The sequence below is a fragment of the Ensifer sp. ENS11 genome, from assembly GCF_014851895.1.
Lineage (GTDB): Bacteria > Pseudomonadota > Alphaproteobacteria > Rhizobiales > Rhizobiaceae > Ensifer > Ensifer canadensis.
This window is the reverse complement of record NZ_JACVAN010000014.1, coordinates 63639-80753: the sequence shown is the minus strand read 5'-3', so window position 1 is coordinate 80753 and position 17115 is coordinate 63639. Positions and strand designations below refer to the sequence as shown.

13 protein-coding genes are annotated in these 17115 nt (G+C 61.5%); 3 read left to right on the top strand and 10 right to left on the bottom strand.

Translation table 11 applies throughout. The features are described from left to right. The first annotated feature begins 140 nt into the window (after positions 1 to 140). On the top strand, positions 141 to 1058 hold the full coding sequence (locus tag IB264_RS23320) for a LysR substrate-binding domain-containing protein (RefSeq protein ID WP_025427973.1): 918 nt from the start codon (positions 141 to 143) through the stop codon (positions 1056 to 1058). A 76-nt stretch (positions 1059 to 1134) separates the two neighbouring features. Here the strand turns inward: IB264_RS23320 and IB264_RS23315 are convergent, their stop codons facing one another. The 3 genes from IB264_RS23315 to IB264_RS23305 all read right to left on the bottom strand — a co-directional run bounded on the left by IB264_RS23315 (position 1135) and on the right by IB264_RS23305 (position 5708). Then, positions 1135 to 3324, bottom strand: a complete 2190-nt coding sequence (locus tag IB264_RS23315) for an anthranilate synthase (RefSeq protein WP_025427974.1) — start codon at positions 3322 to 3324, stop codon at positions 1135 to 1137. 113 nt (positions 3325 to 3437) lie between these two features. Beyond that, positions 3438 to 3482, bottom strand: a complete 45-nt coding sequence (trpLE, locus tag IB264_RS23310; protein WP_178385073.1) for a trpE operon leader peptide TrpLE — start codon at positions 3480 to 3482, stop codon at positions 3438 to 3440. A gap of 120 nt (positions 3483 to 3602) precedes the next feature. Next, positions 3603 to 5708 (bottom strand): TonB-dependent hemoglobin/transferrin/lactoferrin family receptor, encoded by a 2106-nt coding sequence (locus tag IB264_RS23305; RefSeq protein WP_192434228.1) that lies wholly within the window; start codon positions 5706 to 5708, stop codon positions 3603 to 3605. Positions 5709 to 6003: 295 nt separating this feature from the next. On the opposite strand from IB264_RS23305, the gene IB264_RS23300 reads away from it, so the two are divergent. Then, positions 6004 to 6948, top strand: a complete 945-nt coding sequence (locus IB264_RS23300; protein WP_025427976.1) for an extensin family protein — start codon at positions 6004 to 6006, stop codon at positions 6946 to 6948. Positions 6949 to 7044: 96 nt separating this feature from the next. Here IB264_RS23300 and IB264_RS23295 read toward each other — a convergent pair whose 3' ends face one another. Then, positions 7045 to 7497, bottom strand: a complete 453-nt coding sequence (locus IB264_RS23295; protein WP_025427977.1) for a YiiD C-terminal domain-containing protein — start codon at positions 7495 to 7497, stop codon at positions 7045 to 7047. Positions 7498 to 7725: 228 nt separating this feature from the next. On the opposite strand from IB264_RS23295, the gene IB264_RS23290 reads away from it, so the two are divergent. Next, positions 7726 to 8232, top strand: coding sequence for a DUF1993 family protein (locus IB264_RS23290; protein WP_025427978.1), 507 nt, complete (start codon positions 7726 to 7728; stop codon positions 8230 to 8232). A 306-nt stretch (positions 8233 to 8538) separates the two neighbouring features. Here IB264_RS23290 and IB264_RS23285 read toward each other — a convergent pair whose 3' ends face one another. The 6 genes from IB264_RS23285 to IB264_RS23260 all read right to left on the bottom strand — a co-directional run bounded on the left by IB264_RS23285 (position 8539) and on the right by IB264_RS23260 (position 17105). Beyond that, on the bottom strand, positions 8539 to 10218 hold the full coding sequence (locus IB264_RS23285; RefSeq protein WP_025427979.1) for a formate--tetrahydrofolate ligase: 1680 nt from the start codon (positions 10216 to 10218) through the stop codon (positions 8539 to 8541). Positions 10219 to 10340: 122 nt separating this feature from the next. After that, the gene (locus tag IB264_RS23280; RefSeq protein WP_025427980.1) at positions 10341 to 11564 is read right to left on the bottom strand and encodes a DUF2333 family protein; all 1224 of its coding nucleotides are present in this window, start codon (positions 11562 to 11564) and stop codon (positions 10341 to 10343) included. A gap of 3 nt (positions 11565 to 11567) precedes the next feature. Then, a complete protein-coding gene (locus IB264_RS23275; protein WP_025427981.1) occupies positions 11568 to 12857 on the bottom strand; it encodes a DUF6638 family protein in 1290 nt (429 codons plus the stop codon). A 19-nt stretch (positions 12858 to 12876) separates the two neighbouring features. After that, complete coding sequence (locus IB264_RS23270; RefSeq protein ID WP_057221003.1) at positions 12877 to 14793, bottom strand: AAA family ATPase; 1917 nt, start codon at positions 14791 to 14793, stop codon at positions 12877 to 12879. Between the two features lie 2 nt (positions 14794 to 14795). Further along, positions 14796 to 15944 (bottom strand): hypothetical protein, encoded by a 1149-nt coding sequence (locus IB264_RS23265; protein WP_025427983.1) that lies wholly within the window; start codon positions 15942 to 15944, stop codon positions 14796 to 14798. 72 nt (positions 15945 to 16016) lie between these two features. Continuing rightward, positions 16017 to 17105: a hypothetical protein gene (locus tag IB264_RS23260; protein WP_025427984.1), complete on the bottom strand. Its 1089-nt coding sequence runs from the start codon at positions 17103 to 17105 to the stop codon at positions 16017 to 16019. Positions 17106 to 17115: the final 10 nt, after the last annotated feature.

Here is a 17115-nt window from a genome sequence, read left to right as displayed (position 1 = left end):
GCCGGTCGCACTTCGTGAGGCGACCGGTCGCCGGTCGGTGGGTATCGATTGACTTGAGGAGGATAGATTGGACAGAATGGCTGGGAAATACCGCCATCATTCCACTCTTGGCGGAAAAAAACGCTCGAATAGGAGAGGCAATGGATCGCTTGGGTGGACTGACGGCCTTTGTTCGAACCGCCGATCTCGGCAGCTTTGTCGCTGCCGGACGGGTCCTTGGCCTATCCGCTTCGGCCGTTGGCAAGGCGGTGACCAATCTCGAGAGACAGCTTGGCGTTCGCCTGTTTCAACGCTCGACACGCAGCATCCGGCTGACGGAGGAAGGGCGGCTGTTTCACGAGCGCTGCCGTCGCGTCCTCGACGATCTAGACGATGCCGAGGCATCGCTAGCCCAAGCCGTCGCGGCTCCACGCGGGCGCCTGCGCGTCAGCGTTCCGATCGTCAGTTATCACCTGCTGCTGCCGGTGCTGCCGGAATTCGTTGAGCGCTATCCCGAAGTCGAACTCGATCTCGATTTCAACGATCGCATCGTCGACCTGATCGATGAGGAGGTCGATGTCGCTATCCGCAGCGGCGATTTGCCGGATTCCCGGCTGATGTCGAGAGCCCTGCGCCCGTTCCGGCTTCTGCTTTGCGCCGCCCCAAGCTACCTCGCCGATCACGGCACGCCCGAATGCCCACGGGATCTCGATGGTCACCGGGCAATCCGCTTCCGGTTTCCCAACAGCCGCAAACTGCAGGACTGGCCGATTGTCATGTCAGGCACCATGCCGCCGATGTGCACAGTGCTGACCTGCAACAATATGGAGGCATTGCGTGGCGCCGTGATCAGCGGTCTCGGCATTGGCTGCATGCCGGACTTTCTGGCGCGCGGGCCGCTTGCCGACGGCGCGCTTAAAACGGTGCTCGACGCCCATCTCAACGCACCCGGCCAGTTTCACCTTCTCTGGCCCTCGAACCGGCACCTCTCGCCCAAGGTCCGGGTCTTCGTCGATTTCCTCAGCGAGCGGCTGTTTGCCGATCGCTGCGAAATTCCGGGCGCGCCAAGCGCCCCATGAAGGCACCTGCCAGCCCGACAACGAAAGCGCCGCCCTTTGATACGGAGGCGGCGCCTGATTGTCTGCGGTTCGTTTCTTAGGCGGCCTTGACCTTCGCCCGCTTGGCCAGATGCGCCACCACGTTTTCGATCATGCGCATGCCGGCATCGCCGCCGAGCGTCATGATCGATTCCGGGTGGAACTGCACGGCTGCCACCGGCTCCTTGGTATGCTCGATGCCCATGATCGTGCCGTCTTCACTTTCGGCGGTGATCATGAAATCGCGCGGCAGGCTCGATGGATCGGCAAAGATCGAGTGATAGCGACCGACGGTCACCTCCTTGCCGAGGCCGGAGAAGACGATGCCGGGTTCGAGCACGCGGATGCGCGACGGCTTGCCGTGCATCGGGATCGCCAGCTGCCTGAGATCGCCGCCATAGGCTTCGGCAAGCGCCTGCAGGCCGAGGCAGACGCCGAAGATCGGCAGATCGCGGGCACGCGCCTTCTTGATCGTTGCCTTGCAGTCGAAATCCTTCGGGTTGCCGGGTCCCGGCGACAGCACGACGAGATCCGGCTTCACCCGGTCGAAGATCTCTTCGGCCACCGGCGAGCGCACCGTCGTCACCGTTGCCCCCGTTTGGCGGAAGTAATTCGCCAGCGTGTGCACGAAGCTGTCCTCGTGGTCGACAAGCAGGATGTTGACGCCGGCGCCTACGGCGGCGACGTCACGGCCGGCCTTGCCGCTGTTGGCGGATTTCGCGTCACGAATGGCTGCGATCATGGCAGAGGCCTTCAGTTCGGTTTCGGCTTCTTCTTCTTCCGGGTTTGAATCGTAGAGCAGCGTCGCGCCCGCCCTCACCTCGGCAATGCCGTCCTTGATGCGGATGGTGCGGAGCGTCAGGCCGGTGTTCATGTCGCCGTTGAAGCCGACCATGCCGATGGCGCCACCATACCATGCGCGCGGGCTCTTCTCGTGGCCTTCGATGAAGCGCATCGCCCAGAGTTTCGGCGCACCGGTGACGGTGACGGCCCAGGCGTGGCTGAGGAAGCCGTCGAAGGCGTCCATATCGTCGCGCAGGCGCCCCTCGATGTGGTCGACCGTGTGGATCAGGCGCGAATACATCTCGATCTGGCGGCGGCCGATGACCTTGACGGAGCCGGGAACGCAGACGCGGCTCTTGTCGTTGCGGTCGACATCCGAGCACATGGTCAGTTCGGACTCGTCCTTCTTGGAATTCAGCAGCTTCAGGATCTGCTCGCTGTCGGCGATCGGGTCGTCACCGCGCTTGATCGTGCCGGAAATCGGGCAGGTCTCGATGCGGCGGCCGGACACGCGCACGAACATTTCCGGCGAGGCGCCGACCAGGTATTCCTGGTTTCCGAGATTGATGAAGAAGGAATAGGGCGACGGGTTGATCGCCTTCAACCGTTTGGAGATCTCCGACGGCTTGCTGTCGCAGCGCTCGAAGAACTTCTGGCCGGGAACGACCTCGAAGAGATCGCCGCGGCGGAAGCTTTCCTTCGCCTTGACCACAAGCTCGGCATATTCGCCGGGCCGGTGGTCCCCATGCGGCGGAATGATGTCGACGGTCTGGAAGGGTTCGCTGGCGATCTCCTCCGTCTTGCCTTCAGTCGAAACACCGTCCTTGGCGAAGTCATAGCGGTCGATCCAGGCCTTGGCGGCATAGTGGTCGACGACCAGGATCTCATCCGGCAGGAACAGAACCATGTCGCGCTGGTCGTCCGGGCGCTTCAGCTTCAGCTCGATGGCGTCGAACTGGAAGGCGAGATCGTAACCGAAGGCGCCATAAAGGCCGAGGCTCGCATCCTCTGCCGAATGGAAGAGGTTGGTGACGGCCCGAAGCACGGTGAAGACCGTCGGCATCTTCGAGCGCTCTTCCTCGGTGAAGACACGGTCGGGCGCGTTGATCGTCAGGTCGAGACGGGTCGCCGTCGAGGTGCCGAGCGTGATGTCGGCGACGGTTTTCAGATGGTCCGAAATGATCGACAGCAGCACTTCGCCGCGGCCGTTATAGGCTTCGATCCAGAGCGAGCGGCCGAAGGAGGAAATGCCGAGCGGCGGGTCGACGACGGCAGTGTCCCAGCGCGTGTAGCGGCCCGGATATTCGTAGTTGGACGAAAACACCGCGCCGCGACGTTCGTCCAGCCTGTCGACATAGCTTGAAATCGAATCCGCATAGGAGGCTTCGCGCCGCCTGCGGGTGACGACGATCCCGCCCCTGGTGGTATAGCTTTCCGCGCCGTCTTCGAGAATTACCGTTGCCATTCGTCTCGCTCCGTAAAAGCCCGGTTTTTCCACGCGGCCAGAATACGAAAAAGCCGCCTCGAAATCTCCGGGCGGCTTGATGTCTCAATCACGCATGACTGGTCAAGGCCGCCTCAGCGAGCCCACCACCAGATCGAAATGTTGCGTGCATTTGTCATGGGCGAAAGTGTTAGCGCGGGTTGCAGCCTTGCGCAAGCGGGAAAAAGTGCCGCCGCAGGAGCAAAAGAAAAGGCGGCCACGAAGGGCCGCCTTTCCGACTGGAGCTCGTCTGCGATCGATCAGAACTTGGCCTTCGCCGTGACCAGGAAGGTCCGGCCGCGACCGGTGTCGATCGTGCTGCCGGCAATGGTGCTCGACGACGGCGTGTAGGCCTTGTCGAACAGGTTCGTGACCGTTGCCGTCACTTCGAAGCCATTCTGGAACTTGTAGTTCGCGAACATATCGACCAGCCCGTAACCCGGAACGGTCGGCGGCGTGCGGTTGATCGCACCGACGTCGGCGCTCGAAACCGCGTAGAAGCGCGTGCCGACCGTCAGGCGCTGATCTTCGAGGAAGCGGGCGCCGAGCGTCGCGCTGACGATAGTGTCCGGCAGGTAGGTCTGCACGCCGAAACCGTTGATCTGCGATGGCAGTTTGCTGTCGGTATAGGTATAGGCGAGGTCGCCGAAGACGAAGCCTGCATCATAGGCCGCCTGCAGTTCGAAGCCCTGAACCGTCGACGTGCCAGGGTTGTTGACGAAGAAGATCTGGCGACCGCCACCAAGCATTGCCGCGGTGATGTAGTTGTCGATCCTGTTGTGGAAGTAGTTGGCCTTCACACGCAGGCTATCGCTGGAGTCGAGCAGACCGTCGAAGGAGAAGTTGGCACCAACTTCCCAGCCCTTGGAGATTTCAGGCTCCAGGAACGGATTGGGGAAGAAGGACTGACCGCTAGAGCCCGGGTGTGTTCCACCGGCAAAGGTTTCGTTGACCGTCGGCGGGCGCGAGGTCTCTGCGTAGGTCACGTAGGGCTGGAACCAGTCCGTAGGGTTGAGCGCAAGCGTGATGCTCGGATTGAGGTGTCCATCGGACTTGTCAACTGTGTAGGGACCTGCCGGAAGGCCGATCGGGTTGCCGGCGACAACGGCGCCCGAGCCGTCGAGGCTGTAGTGGTCGTAGCGCAGCCCGGCCGTCAGGTCGGCGATACCGTAGGTGAAGGTCGTCGTGCTGAAGACGCCGGTCGTGGCATTGCGACCGCCACCGTTGACACCACCGCTCGGCCGCGCCGTGCTGTTGATGACGTCGTAATCATCGCGGAAATACTCGACGCCGTAATTGGCCCTGACCGCAACGTCACCAAGATCGAACAGCGAGGTGTTGGAGATGTCGAAGCCCTTGCCGGTGTCGATGATCTGACGGCCGGCGGCAGTACCGCCACCTCTGACGTCGGTGTCGTACTTCATCTTCAACCGGTTCCAATAGGCGTTGGCGCGGAAATCTATGAGTTCGTTGTCTGGCGTATAGGAATAGCTTGCGGCCAGCGTCTGGTTCTTCACGTTCTGGAAGTAGGAGTTGGCGAAGAAGTCATTGTCATAGGTGATGCCGCTGAACTTGAAGGTATGATCCTCATCCGGCGTAATCTCGAACTTCAGCATGCCAGACAGCAGGTCTTCCTCGGTATAGGGCACCTGAACGCCATTGCCGTTGTCGTAATTGCCAGGGTCGGCCTTGCTGATACCGCCCAGTACCGAAAAGACGTCGTTGAAGCGGTAGGCGCCGATCAGCGATTCCGACCAGCCGGCACCGTTGGTGCCATAGGTGGCGGAGGCAATGCCGCCATAGGTCTTGCCGTCCTGGATCAGGTCTTCGATGTCATAGGTCCTAAAGTTGACCGAGCCGGCCAATGCGCCACCGCCGACACCGGTGACGGCGCCGCGGGTGACGTCGATCTCGGACAGGAACGCCGGGTCGAAATAGGCGAGACCTTGCGCTTCGTGACCGGTGAAGCGGAAGTTCTGGCGCACGCCGTCGATCATCATGTTGACGCGACCGGAACCTTCGAAGCCGCGAATGTTGACGGCCACACCCGGGTTCTGCGGATTGTTCGCCGTCGACGTGCCGGGAACACCGCGCAGCAGGTCATCGGTTTCAAGCCCGGACTGCAGGTCGATCTGGTCGGTCGTCACCACGCTGACCGGGCCGGCCTTTGCATAGGGGTCGCTGGTGCGCGCGCCCTTGACGACGATCGGCGAAAGGAAGGTCTCGCCCTTCTTGGCGGCCTCGGCATTCTGTTCGTTTGCCTTCGGCGCGGTCGTCGCGGTCTGCGCGAAGGCACCAGAGGCGGCGGAAAGAGCAAGTGTAGTCGTGCACGCCAAAAGTGCCAGGCGACGGTGCCGGTTGAGCATGGACCAATCCTTTTGAATTCATGGGCCGGGCTTGCTGTTGAGCGGCGAACTCAAGGGGCTGGCTGGGCGTGGGGTTCGAATACGTGGCGACATTGCGTCGCCTCATTTATGCCGCATAAAAAACATGACTATTATTGTCAAGATAGAAACGCCTCCCCAACAATTTATGGGATCGTCCCAATTCGGGGCGTTGCCGAACTGCAACGCTCTTTGCATCAAGCCGATGAAACCAGATGGCTTCCCATGCGTTCCTCCCCGTCGAGGCCTGCCCTCGCGGACATGTGAAAGGAAACGCATGCGTTGCCATATCCCCCTGATTTTCCTGTCGACATTGCTCCTCACAGGCGCGAGCCTTCCCAAAACCGGCCCCCTTCCCCTACCCAAACCACCTGCGGACGCACAGGCCGAGGCGCCGGTACCCGCTCCTGAAAAGAAGCCGGAAACGCGGGTGAAGGAAGGTGACGAAGACAAGGACCAGCAGCCTCCCAGCGGTCAACAGGGCAGCCAAGCGCCAACGCCTGAGCCGAAGCCGGCGGAAGGCACAGAAACTGAGAAGGACGGCGACAAGGGAGCCGACGGCAAGAAGGGCGACGCCGCCAGCGAGGAGAAGACCACGGACAAGCCGACTGACTACAAGGCGGAAGAGCCCCCCGTCATCTACCCGCCGGTCGAAAACGAGAACCCGACCGAATACGCCAAGTGCCTATCGGAGCTGAAAGCATTGGGTGCCGTTTTCACCGAAGCCAAGCGGATCGACGATGGCAAGGGCTGCGGCATCGACAAGCCGCTTGATGTGACAAGCGTGTTGCCCGACGTGAAACTGGCGCCGAAGGGGCTGATGCGCTGCGAGGCGGCGTTGGCATTGGCGCGCTGGACCAAGGAAGCAGTACAGCCGGCGGCCGACGTGGCGTTTGCCAAGGGTACGACCGTCAAGATGTTGAACCAGGCCTCCACCTATATCTGCCGCCTGCGCAACAACGCCCCGACAGGCAAGATCTCAGAGCATGCCCACGGCAACGCCGTCGACATCGCTTCGTTCACGCTCAGCGACGGCAAGACCATCGAGATCCAGCCTCGCGACGAGGATGGCACCATGACCGGCGCCTTCCAGCGTGCGATCACCGCTTCGGCCTGCCTGTATTTCAAGACCGTGCTCGATCCGGGCAGCGACGCGGCGCATGAGACGCACCTGCATCTCGACGTGATCGAGCGCGGGAACGGATATCGTTACTGCCGATAGAGCGTTTCCGCCTTGTACGGAGTCGCTGAACCGCTCTATCGTTTTGCTTCACGCATTTCCTGACGGAAAACCGCTTCGCGCCTTATCTGGAACGCTTTAATCCGCACCATAGCCAAGGGCGACGAACTCGCCTTCGAAACGCCCGGCAAGCTCACCGTCATCCAGCAACTCGGCGGCAACGACGATCCTTGCCCTGCCCCGACGGTGAAACAGCCGCAGGAAGCTCGGCCATTGCCCCATGTCCGCAAGGGTTGACCGAGAGGAGAATGCACCGGCAACCGGCTTCAGATACTCCATCCGGTTGCTCTGGATCACGAGGCGGGCCGGAACGCCCGCGTGCGTCAGCCGCACGTGCAGCAGCGACCAGGCGGCAAGGATGGAGAGTGCGGAGGCACTGCCGCCGAACACCGTTTCGCGATGATTGATGTTGGGAGCGAGCGGCGCAGATAGCCGCACGTGCTCATCAATCGCTTCGTCGACATGAACCTGCATCGCTGCCGAAAGCGGAATATGGGCGTGAAGATAAGCTTCAAGGTCCAACGGGGTCATGGCGGCTCAGATCGATTTTGCTCACATCGTATCGGTGGGCAGGCACTCGCAACATCAGCACGGACGCACTGATCAGGACAATACCCTCTCCCTTTCGTCACCATCAAGCGAGCAACCCGCACGGCTTGCACGGCAACAAAGGTGGCGTAGATACCTTGCAGGATCAGGTTTCCTTCCCCAGATAGCAGCCCAGGAATATCACTGCCCCCCAAGCCCGAGGAAACCTCCATGGCGCTCACAATGTACAGGCTCTCCGTTCCCACCTTCGTCCATGGCTTCAATGTCCTCGGCAAATTGCTCGACAAGGCCGAGGCCCATGCCGGCGAAACCGGTCTTTCGCTCGACGATCTGGTCAACGCCCGACTGGTCGCCGACATGCTGCCGCTTGCAGGCCAGGTGCAGCGCGCCAGCGACACGTCAAAGGGCACCATCGCCCGGCTGACCGCGCTCGAGGTGCCGAGCTTTCCCGATGAGGAGAAGACGTTCGGGGAACTGCGCGAGCGCATCGGCAAGACCGTCGCATTCCTGGAGACCGTTCGACCGTCCGATCTCGACGGCAGCGAAACCCGCGAGGTCACCCTGACCTTCACCAAGCTGAAGATGACGTTGAGCGGCGAGGACTATCTGTTGAAATTCGTGCTGCCGAACTTCTATTTCCACCTGACCACGGCCTACGACATTCTCCGCCATAAGGGCGTTCCCGTCGGCAAGGCGGACTTCATCAGCCTCAACTGAGACGTGGCGCCTCGGGAAGCGAAACGGGAGCGGAAACGCTTTAAAATCAATCCATAACGCCTCAAATCGATCTCGGTTTGAGGCGTTATGCCTACAGCGCCGCGCGTCTTGTTAGACGCGCCAAGGTCGCTGTAGCGCTTTAAATTGCCGCTGCTTTTATCCCTAAATCGAATGCGATTTACGGAAACTTACAGTAGCCGGGAGCTCAAGCGTTTCCGATTTAGACGGAATCGCATAAGCGCTCTATCTCTTTGTTTTTACGCATTTCCTGACGGAAAACCGCTTCGCACTTTTCCTGGAACTGCTCTAGAACAGGCCTTCGATATAGCCCTGCTGATTGAGGTAGATCTTCTCCGATGACGGCACCTTCGGCAGGCCCGGCATCGTCATGATTTCGCCGGTGATGACGACGATGAAGCCGGCGCCGGCGGCAAGCCGCACTTCGCGGATCGGCACCGTGTGGCCCGTCGGCGCGCCGCGCAGGTTCGGGTCGGTCGAAAACGAATATTGCGTCTTGGCCATGCAGATCGGCAGGTGGCCGTAGCCCTGATCCTCCCAGGTGCGCAATTGATCACGCACCGACTTGTCGGCGATCACTTCGCTGGCGTGGTAGATGTCCTTGGCGATCGTCTCGATTTTGTGGAACAGCGGCATCTCGTCGGGATAGAGCGGCGAAAACTGCGAGTGGCCGCCTTCGGCGAGTGCTGCTACCTTTCGCGCCAGTTCCTCGATGCCTACAGAACCTTCGGCCCAGTGGCGGCAGAGCACGGCCTCTGCACCGAGCGTTGCGACATAGTCCTTGATTGCCTGCACCTCGGCCTCGGTATCGGAGGTGAAGTGATTGATCGCGACGATCGCAGGCACGCCGAACTTCTTGACGTTCTGGACGTGGCGGCCGAGGTTGGCGCAGCCTTTGCGCAGCGCCTCGAGGTTCTCCTTGCCGAGATCGTCCTTCTTGACGCCGCCATTCATCTTGATGGCGCGCACGGTGGCGACGATGACGGCGGCATCGGGCTTGAGCCCGGCCTTGCGACATTTGATGTCGAAGAATTTTTCCGCGCCGAGATCGGCGCCGAAGCCGGCTTCGGTTACCACGTAATCTGCGAGTTTCAGCGCCGTGGTCGTCGCGATCACCGAGTTGCAGCCATGGGCAATATTGGCGAACGGGCCGCCGTGCACGAAGGCCGGATTGTTCTCCAGCGTCTGCACCAGGTTCGGCTGCATCGCATCCTTCAACAGCACGGTCATCGCCCCGTCCGCCTTGATATCGCGGGCAAGGACCGGGCTCTTGTCACGCCGGTAGCCGATGATGATGTTGCCGAGGCGCTTTTCCAGGTCCTTCAGATCCATCGAAAGGCAAAGGATCGCCATGACCTCGGAAGCAACTGTGATGTCGAAACCGGTCTCGCGCGGATAACCGTTGGCAACGCCGCCGAGCGAGCCGACGATGTTGCGCAGCGCCCGATCGTTCATGTCCATCACCCGTCGCCAGGAAATGCGCCGGATGTCGATGTTCTGCTCGTTGCCCCAATAGATATGGTTGTCGAGCAGCGCCGCAAGCAGGTTGTGGGCGGATGTGATGGCGTGGAAATCGCCGGTGAAATGAAGGTTCATGTCCTCCATCGGCACCACCTGGGCGTAGCCGCCGCCGGCCGCCCCACCCTTGACGCCGAAACAGGGGCCGAGCGACGCCTCGCGGATGCAGACGATCGCCTTCTTGCCGATGCGGTTGAGGCCGTCGCCGAGACCGACCGTCGTCGTCGTCTTGCCCTCGCCGGCGGGCGTCGGATTGATCGCGGTCACCAGGATCAGATGGCCGTTCTTGCGGTCCTTCTGTGCAGCAATGAATTCCGCGCCGATCTTTGCCTTGTCATGGCCGTAGGGCAGCAGATGCTCCGGCGGAATGCCGAGCTTTGCACCGATCTCCAGGATCGGCCTCTTCTTCGCGGCACGCGCGATTTCGATATCGGACTTGACCTCCACCATGGGTTTTCCCCTCCCCCCAAGCTGCATTTCTGTGCCTGACCCCATTCGGGATGAGGCGTTTCTTGCACCTTCGCCGGAAGGCACAACTCCGGCTGGAGCTGCCGCCCATCAGGCGCTGATCTTTATCGCGCGAGAATGTCGCGCATCTCGACGATGTTGGAGCGCACCCGCAGGATATAGAAGCCCATGGTCGCCAGATGCGTCGGCATGATCCAGCCGGCCTCTTCGCCGTTGGAGATGATGAACGGCTGGATGCGAAGTGCCGAGCGCAGCTGCTTGATCGTTTCCGTCCAGATCGGCGTCAGGCCGCGCTGGGCGACGACGTTCTCGAAGTCGGCGCCGGCAGCCGAAAGGATGCCGTAGTAACCGTAGAGCTGTCCGTAGGCGAACCAGAAACGGTCGTCGGCACGCGTGTCGAACCAGCCGCCATTGTGGTTTTCCGAGCGCTCGCGAATGATCGCCGAGGTGTTGCCGAGATCGTTGGCGATGCGGTCGAGGAACTCCACCAGGTTATCGGCGCGACCGTCAAAGACGGCATCGCACTTGGCAAGCGTGGTGTTGAAGGTGCGCATGTCCCGCATGGCAGCGCGATAGAAGCTCGGTGTCGGGGTCTTCGGGCCAAACGGATTGAGGCCGAAGTACCAGGTCTCCTCGTCGAACTGGATGTTGCCACGCGCCCGCTGCAGATCGTTGTTGATGCCTGACGTGCCGCGAACGCGACCGAGTGAATCGACCAGTTCAACCGAGGTACGGCGAACCGCCTGGTTGATGCCGCGCTGGAACGATGCCTTGTTGTCGAGCCAAGGCGTATCGTCCCAATCGAGGCCGAAGAAGCCGACCTTGTAGAGCAGCATCGACGAAATCCAGGCATTCTCATTGACGTTGAAATCGATGAGATCGGCCGCGACATCGACGATCGCCGAGGTCTGGCACTGGGTCCCGGCGGGCAGTTGCACGGCGGCAAGTGCCTCAGGCGTAACTTCGGCCGGCGGCGTAACCGCGGCCGCCTGGTTGGCTGCCGCTGCGCCGGTCGTCGTTTGTCCGGTCGTGACACCGGGCCCCGCCACAGGCGAACCCGCCGGCACCTTGCGCTCGGCGAGCTTGTAGCGATCAACATAGTCGGCATCGAAATTCGTCCAGGCCTGGGTCTGCCAGATGAAATAGCCGTAGAAGAAGATCAGGCCGAGCAGGATGATGCCGATCGGCCCCTTGATGATCCAGTTGCGCTGGCGATACCAGTTTCCAAGCGCAACGAACGGCCACAGCAGCCAGGCAACGGCCAGGCCGATGCCGCGACCGATCGCGGTAAAGACACGCTGGAAAAACGCGACGATCGGATCAAACATGTCCTATTCCTCTCTGAGGCCGTAAAGCTTGCGGCGGAAGGCCGCCTTGTCCTTGAGATATGTGCCGGTCAAGGTCGTCACAACATATTCCCTGAACTTTTCGCTGTAACGCTCGTAGGCGTCATAAAACCCCTGCTTGTCGAAGACGAAGCGGGAAACGAAATCGCGGGGAACGAGCTGGGCGATCAAGCGGTTGACCAGCCACTGATCGGGATGAACGGGCGCGGCCCTCACCAGCATGAAGCGGTTTGCCGGCGCGACATCCTGCATCCGGATGCTGCCCGTCGTCTGCACCATGCGCTGCATCTCCTGCAGGAAGGGATAGGTGGCATCCTGGGCAACGAGTGCCGCGTTGCGATGCATCCAGGTCTGCAGCCAGATCCGGTCGGCGCGGGCAAGATCCGTCGTCGGATCGGCATCGTTGATCAAACCGCGCACCACCATGTCGGCGCGATGCTGGTAGAGCCCTGAGTCCTCGACCCAGGACGCCTGGGGCAGTTGCAACCGCTTTGTCGAGGCCAGGAAATCGTAGATGCGGGCGTGATCGTCGATCGCGATGTAGCTGACCTGCCAGGGCCGCGACCGGCGGAAACCGGGGACCGACGGGTCGCAGATGACGGTCGTCGTCTTCTCGTCGAGGAAGACATAGACGCCGCCGAAGTGATTGGCCCAGAAGGCATCGTGGCGGAAAACCAGCTGATCCGGCACCAGCGCGTTCTGGCGGATGTCGCCCGTCACCTTCGCCAGTTCGACCATGCGGTTCAGCATCTCGTCATCAGTCCAGGCGGTCGGCACCTTCTTCAGTCGGTCGACCAGGCTCCTGAGTTCGGCCGCCTTGCCCAGCATGTCTTCTGCGGAAAGCACCCGGAAGCGCACCTCGTTGATCGACAGCAGATCATCGATGTCGTCGACGATGGAAACCGAATCCTCGATCTCGCCGTAGAGTGCATCCTTGATCGTCACTGCGTTGATCGCCCGACTGTTGGCGTTGAAGAACTCGTGCATCAACGCCGCCGTGTTGGAAAAGCTTGTGTGCACCACCGGCAGTTCCGCCTGATCCGGCGTCATGATGATGAAACGGCGGTTCACCCGGTTGGGGTCGAGATAGTCGCGATCGCCAAGCTCGTCGGCAATCTCCGGCGAGAACCCCGTCATGTCGATGCTGAAGCGTTCCAGCGCCGTCGGACGCAGGCCAAAGCCCTCCAGCGCCTTGTTGTAGCGCGCGATCAGATGCGGCTCGGCGATATCGAGCAGGCGTCCATAGATAAGCTCGGCTTCGAGCAGACGTTTCATAGCTCAGCGCTCCCCGCCATCAGCCCTGCCACCGGCCGTCGCGTTTCATCGCCTCGATCTCGCGGATCGCCTTTTCGCGCTGGCGCTCGCGGCGGATGATGTCGGTGACGGCGGCATCGTCCGACTTGTCGGTGTAGCGGAATTCGCTGTCGGCGTAGCGGTTGATTTCCTGCAGCACCATCTCGATGGTGATCGGGCCGCGAAGCGCCTCGATCATCGCTTTCTTCTCGTCATAGCCCTTGTGCATGAACGAGCCGGCATCCTTGAACCAGTCGTCGGGCAATTCGACGTCCATCGCCCTGAGCTTGACCGCGTCGGTGATGTTCTTGATCGCCCGGCCGGTAAAGCGCGGCTCTGCCTCCTTGATCATGTGCAGATAGGCGCCGACATCGGCAAGCGTGGCAAGCGCGCCCTTCTCCTTCTGGTACCGCTCCCAGACGGAAACCAGCCCCTCCTCCTGCGGTCGCGAATGCGCCCCGTAGGATTGCGACACGGCGCGCTTGATCTCCTGTCCCTCGAACAGCGCGTGCTCGCCGAGTGGGATCTTGTGGTTCTTGCCGACGAGCAGCGCGAAGATGTCGATATAGTCGTCTTCCGTCTGCGGCCCGTCGACCAGCCAGCGGGCGCCGGCGCGCTGGCGCAGCGCATCGTCGACATTCTCGGGATAGTTGGAGAACATGCCGAAGGTGCAGTTGCCGCGCACCACCGTCGATGCGCCGGCAAAGCTTTCCATCAGCACCGCCGTCACCTCGTGCTGGCCGGCCGATGCCCGGTCGTCGGAGCGCTTGGCCGCAACCTGGTCGACATCGTCGATGGTGCCGAAGCCGATGGCGCGCGGGTTGATGACGTTGTTGACGAACTCCTTGCAGTTCTGGCCCGATTTGCCCTGATAGGAGGAGATCTGGTCGACGCCGAAGTTTTCGTAGTGGAAGGCGTAGCCGGCGATCTCGCAATATTCGTTGAGCATGCCGGCGAGCATCTGGATCAGGATCGTCTTGCCGGTGCCCGGCATGCCGTCGCCGATAAAGGTGAACAGGAAGCCGCCAAGTTCGACGAACGGGTTCATCTGTCGGTCGAAGTCATAGGCCATCAGCATCTTGGCAAGCTTCAGCGCCTGATACTTGGCGATATGGTTGCCGATGATCTCTTCCGGTTTCTTGAAGGTCATCACCAGCGGCTTGCGCTTCTGGCCGGGCGCGACGTCGAAGCCGTTCAGGGTGAAGTCGTCCTGGTCGAGCCGGATATGCACGTTCTCGAAGCTCTGCAGGCCGGTAAAGCGGCCCTTGCGCGCAATAAGCCCTTCGATGGCAACGCGCGAAAACGCACGGGCACGCGCCGTCAGCGCCAAATCGTCGGCCGCACCGGAAATGCTGCGGTCGAGCGCCGCGATCAGCCCCTTCAGGGCATCCTGCGGCGTATCGAACAGGAAGTCCGGCTCGACGGCATCGTCCACCGGCTCGCCCTCGCCCGACAGCGTCGAGCCGAGATAGGCGGCCAGCGTGAAGGCGGAGATATAGGCGGAAGCGTTGAGCAGCGCCTTGAACTGGTTGGCGTCCTCGCCGGCAAGCGGCGCGGTCGTGTTGCGCGCCTGCAGCTGTTCGAGGTTCGTCTGGCGCGCGAAGACGTCGGCGACAGCCAGCGCCACCTGGATGCCGCGACGGGTCCTGTAGAGAACCGCATGCTGCGCCGGCGACAGCATCTGGTCGCCCTGCCGCACCGCCTGAACCGTGCGCGCAAGCTCGACCTCGCGGGTGCGGCGCTGGCCGCCGGTCGAAACCGTCGAAACAAACCGTCGCCCGGTGCCGGCGAGCGGTGTGCCGGCTGATCCCTCGTCCCGCTCGAGGATCACCAGCTTGGTCACCAGCCCCTGCGCGACCGCCTGGTGCTTGGCGATCTCGTCCTCGTGCAGCGTCGTCAGCCCGGTATTGAGCGTCATGCTTAAACCTCGCTCACGACCTGGTTTCCGGAGATGACATGCACCTTGTAGTCACCGAACACCTGGGCCGCCTCGCCCGATGCATAGAGCGCCTGATAGGCGTCGTGCGGCACCAGCGCATGTTTCTCGTAGGACGAAACGCCCATGCGCGTGGCCTCCAGATTGTCGGTGTCGATGTGGAATTCCTCCTGCGCCGGCGTCGTCGACCAGAAGCCGCGCTGTGCGGCGCGTTCGGCCTTCGAAAACACCTCCTGCACGGTCCAGGTCAAGAGCCAGGCATTTTCGGGCTTGCGCACCTTGGACAGGATCTCGTTGATCTTCGCATTGTTCTCGGTGATCCCGGCCGAATAGAACGGGCCAAGCACGATGCGCCGCAACTGCTTGGGGTGCAGCTCGGGGAAATCCTTGTCCATATTGGTCGCGATCGTCACCGGCGTCAGCGAGTAGGTGCTGTTCTTAGAGGCGAAATCATCGAAGCGGCTGGCAAGCTCCGGATTGAGCAGGCCGCCGACCGGCAGCGGAATCTCGACCTGTGGGTTGAGCTTGCCATCCGCGGTGACGAGCATCTCGACGATCTTCTCGGAGGAATCCTCGATCGTCGCCATATAGACCATCGGCAGGGTCTGGGTGCCGTCGAAGGCGCCCCAGCTCACGATGTAATAGGGCCGCATCGTCTTCGGGTTGACGGCAACGCGGATCGTTTCCGGCAGGATGAACGGCGAAAAAATCTCGCCCTTGCCGATCTGCTCGAGATAGAGCCGCTCGGCCATGCGCGACTGCAGCGCCTCAGGAAAAGCCTTCTGCCTAAGGATGAAGTCGGCCATCTCCTCGCGCAGGGCATCGGCCGAGGGAATATCCGCAAGCCGCTTCGGCGCCGCCTGGCGGTCGTTTTCCAGTTCGAGCACGTTCTGGAAAACCGGGAAGCCGCTCTCGGCCCGGGAGATCCTGAACTGATCGACGAAGCCGATGCGGTTCTCCCAGCAGGCGATCGAAGCTTTCAGCCGGGCGAGATAGGGAACGATCACCTCACCGACCACCGTATTGCGATAGAGCGGCGAATTGCGGTCACCGAGAAACAGCTCGAGCCCGGCAAGAGCCGAATGGATCGAGGCGAAATACTGCGTCACGGCGGGGGATGCAGCCACTTTCATGCCGTTCCCCCTGGCGCGTGCCGCAAGGCAAACTCGGACCCTATCATGTGCATGCCCGTGCCCTGCCGCCGATCACTGCTTCACGTAGTGGGCGGTGTTGTGCTTGTCCATGACCGTCTGGAAGCGTCGGGCAAACGCATCGTCGGCCAGCTTCTTGCGGCGCTGGATATCCTGCGTCGACAGCATGTTCTTCTCGTGCATTTCGAGCAAGTCGCCGATATGGCGCTGGGCAGCGGCGCCGATGCCCGCCATCGTCTCTTCCGCTGCCGTATCGACCTGGCTTCCGAGCGTATTGATCTTGTGGGCGACATCCTGCTGGGCGGCGGTCTTCAACGAATCCTCGAGCGCCTTGTAGAGCACGATGCGCTGCTCGGTATCGATCGTCAGCTTGTTGATCAGAGTGTTTTGTGCGGCGATCTGGTTGTTGAGCGAATCGACGAAGGTCTGGAACATCGAGGTGTAGCGCTCGAGCGTCTGGCTCTCGGCCAGCAGCTCCTGCTCCTTCGCCTGCTTCTCGTTGTATTCCGTCGCCAGCGCCGAGCGCTCGCCTTCAAGCTCGGTGCGCACCTTCTGCTCGGTCGACGCAGCAATGCGGTTCTCGATGTCGAGCAGCAGCGGGTTGAGCTCCTCGATACGCTTCTGCACCGCTTCGAGATTGGACATCGTGCCCTTGCGGCGCTCGATCACCTGGATCAGGCTCTGCTCGGAGGTCTTGTAGCGCTGGTCGAGGATCGACTTCTGGTCCTTGAGGATGCCGACGATGGTATCGGATTTCGACAGCAGCTCCTGCAGGTTGCCGGCGAGCGACATGTTGCGCACCCGGTCGGTGCGCATGCGCTGCATCTTCTGCTTGGAGAACATGCCGATGAATTTCTCGTAGCCGGTATAGTTCTTCATGCTCTCGAATTCGGAGCCGAAGACGTTGGTCGCATCTTCGAGCCCGATGATCAGGTCGGCGATGTTGGCCTCCATCACCTTCTGCTGGCTGATGACGTCCTGGATGCGGGCGTTCTCGATATCGAAATTGACGTCGCCGAGCTTGGTCTCGGCCTTGGCGAATTGCTCCAGCACGACGCCGGATTGCTCAAGCTTGCCGCGCATCTGCTCGACAACGCTTTTCGTCTTCTCGATTTCCGCGTCAAAATTCTGAAGAGTCGCCATATCATCCCCC

Bases quoted from the DNA above. Each gene is read 5' to 3' on its own strand.
- IB264_RS23280 (WP_025427980.1), bottom strand. From the start codon at position 11,564: ATGTTTGATCCGATCGTCGCGTTTTTCCAGCGTGTCTTTACCGCGATC.
- IB264_RS23265 (WP_025427983.1), bottom strand. From the start codon at position 15,944: ATGAAAGTGGCTGCATCCCCCGCCGTGACGCAGTATTTCGCCTCGATC.
- IB264_RS23270 (WP_057221003.1), bottom strand. From the start codon at position 14,793: ATGACGCTCAATACCGGGCTGACGACGCTGCACGAGGACGAGATCGCC.
- IB264_RS23300 (WP_025427976.1), top strand. From the start codon at position 6,004: ATGCGTTGCCATATCCCCCTGATTTTCCTGTCGACATTGCTCCTCACA.
- IB264_RS23295 (WP_025427977.1), bottom strand. From the start codon at position 7,497: ATGACCCCGTTGGACCTTGAAGCTTATCTTCACGCCCATATTCCGCTT.
- IB264_RS23290 (WP_025427978.1), top strand. From the start codon at position 7,726: ATGGCGCTCACAATGTACAGGCTCTCCGTTCCCACCTTCGTCCATGGC.
- IB264_RS23315 (WP_025427974.1), bottom strand. From the start codon at position 3,324: ATGGCAACGGTAATTCTCGAAGACGGCGCGGAAAGCTATACCACCAGG.
- IB264_RS23260 (WP_025427984.1), bottom strand. From the start codon at position 17,105: ATGGCGACTCTTCAGAATTTTGACGCGGAAATCGAGAAGACGAAAAGC.
- IB264_RS23305 (WP_192434228.1), bottom strand. From the start codon at position 5,708: ATGCTCAACCGGCACCGTCGCCTGGCACTTTTGGCGTGCACGACTACA.
- IB264_RS23320 (WP_025427973.1), top strand. From the start codon at position 141: ATGGATCGCTTGGGTGGACTGACGGCCTTTGTTCGAACCGCCGATCTC.
- IB264_RS23285 (WP_025427979.1), bottom strand. From the start codon at position 10,218: ATGGTGGAGGTCAAGTCCGATATCGAAATCGCGCGTGCCGCGAAGAAG.
- IB264_RS23275 (WP_025427981.1), bottom strand. From the start codon at position 12,857: ATGAAACGTCTGCTCGAAGCCGAGCTTATCTATGGACGCCTGCTCGAT.